This window comes from Pseudarthrobacter sp. AB1, assembly GCF_014926485.1.
GTDB lineage: Bacteria > Actinomycetota > Actinomycetes > Actinomycetales > Micrococcaceae > Arthrobacter.
In genome coordinates this window covers 1-1,944 of record NZ_PZKO01000034.1, presented here as the reverse complement: position 1 = coordinate 1,944, position 1,944 = coordinate 1, and the positions used below count along the sequence as shown (strand labels likewise).

2 protein-coding genes are annotated in these 1,944 nt (G+C 61.1%); one reads left to right on the top strand and one right to left on the bottom strand.

Annotated features, from left to right (window positions below; all coding sequences use genetic code 11):
* Positions 1–197 (top strand): hypothetical protein (locus tag DAD99_RS21675; protein ID WP_227007845.1); only part of this gene is annotated, 197 nt, incomplete at its 5' end.
* A gap of 1,362 nt (positions 198–1,559) precedes the next feature.
* Here DAD99_RS21675 and DAD99_RS09790 read toward each other — a convergent pair.
* A partial coding sequence (locus tag DAD99_RS09790) for an ATP-binding protein (RefSeq protein WP_193341380.1) occupies positions 1,560–1,944 on the bottom strand: 385 nt, incomplete at its 5' end.

Here is a 1,944-nt window from a genome sequence, read left to right as displayed (position 1 = left end):
GAGTTCTCAAACAACAGACACACCCGGCACCACCACAACCATCTAATCGGCCGTGGATCGCTCCGGAGCAACTTTTCAAACTTACCCGGTTTCCCGCCCCGATGCAAATCCATATTCCAGGACCCACACCAGCAGAAAACACATCCCCACCAAACAAAGGCGCTCAAAAGAACAACCAACATTTGGTCTTGAATTAGGGGGTTTGGCCGCCCGCGGTAACCAGCTCTTCGCTGTTCCCCTCGCGGCGACTTAGAAAACAATACACCCACCCAACCCCCACCGCAAATCCACCCCCACAACGGCCCCTATGCCCCCAAATCCGCGTCGTAACGGGGAATCTGGGGGCTCACCGGGGGCCCGGTGCAGCAATCGGCCAGAACGGGTTTGTGTTGACTGGATCACATCGAGCGGGGAAATGGCGAGCGCCGAGACCGCCAACGCTGTGACCTCTCCGGTGGCAGGTCGGAACGTCTGCCTTGTTCAGGTTCGCCCTATCGTGCACCTATGCGCATCCCTGTTGGCATGTTTCCTAAGATCGGCTCAGGCGTGCGCTGATAGCGGCGTGCGCTGATAGCGGCATGCGGCATGCGGCCAATGCCCGGGATCAGTTCGCCTCTGATGCAAGGTGGTTTCGAAGCCGGCGGCACTGAGCATCATGGTTAGTGCCCCCACAGGCCAGGCGTATGCAGCCGATACCGCCTGTGGAAATCTCGCGATTTCGTCGCCTTCAAACAGACCTAGCAGGAGAAGCCCACCAGAAATCAGGCGCCGTGCCAGCTCCCGGAGAACAGTGGGAACCTGGTCGGGTGCGAAGTACATTAGCGAGTACCAAGCCAGGCTGCCGGATGCGAGGACTCGACGGGCCCAAATCTCGCAATGTATTCGGCGGCTCTCTTTGAGTACGAGATCTCGACCTCTACCTCCGTCATGCAGCCACCCTATGGTGGGCAGCAATAATCGATGCTTTCCGGGCAGAGTTTGCCTATTCGTGTGCAGTGCCTTCTACTGACGGGTGCGGCCATGGATGGCCTGGTGGCGCCACCCGTACCCGCCGTCGATACTCGGTGCCGGGTGGATGGTGTCCTTGCGAACCATGGGACGTCATCGCAACCGCCCGTGCGCCAACTCCCGGATCACTGTGTCCCGCTCGCGGCTCTCAAGCCCGCAACGTCCGCACCACCGGTCCATCGAATCGTTAGGCTCGACGTCCTGGCTGCCAGCACCGACCACGACCGTGTCCAAGCGATCCATGGCCGCGCCCCCTCTCAGCGGGCACGAGTTTATGGACGCGCTTTCAGGCGATACCGCTCGAGCAGGTTCTCAACGTCGGTCGCGACGCTCTACCTAGACCACATGTCGGGCGCCGGCGCCATAATCAGCCTGGGCACCAGAGCGGTGCTGCACAGTAGAGCCGACGGATGGCGCTGTCAATGGCCAATAGTTTGTGCCCACGGGCGGCCAGCAAAAATGCCCGCTGGTGGCCATGAAAACTGCCCACTCATGGCCATGAGATCTGCCCACCAGGTGTTTGGTGGCGTTGGCCATGTTGGGTTGTGGTTTTAGTTCATTGGTTTGACTCCTTTTCCGGCCAAGGCCTGGCTGAGGCGGATTGATTCGCCTGAGGTCTGGCAGACGTGCGCGTGGTGCAGCAGCCGATCGACGGTTGCTGTGGCGAGGGTTTTGGGCATGAGTTCGTCAAAGCCGGCCGGATGCAGGTTTGAGGACACCGCGATGGACCGTTTCTCATAGGCGGCATCGACGAGGCGGTAGAGCCCCTCGGCCGCGTCGGTGCCGACCGGCAAGAGGCCTATATCATCGACCACCACTAAATCTGCGCGCAGGATCCGGGCGACGACTTTGGTGACGCTGTCATCGGAGCGGTGGGCGCGCATGAGAGCGCCGAGGTCCTCGAGCCGGAACCAGGCGACCCGCATGCCGGCCTCG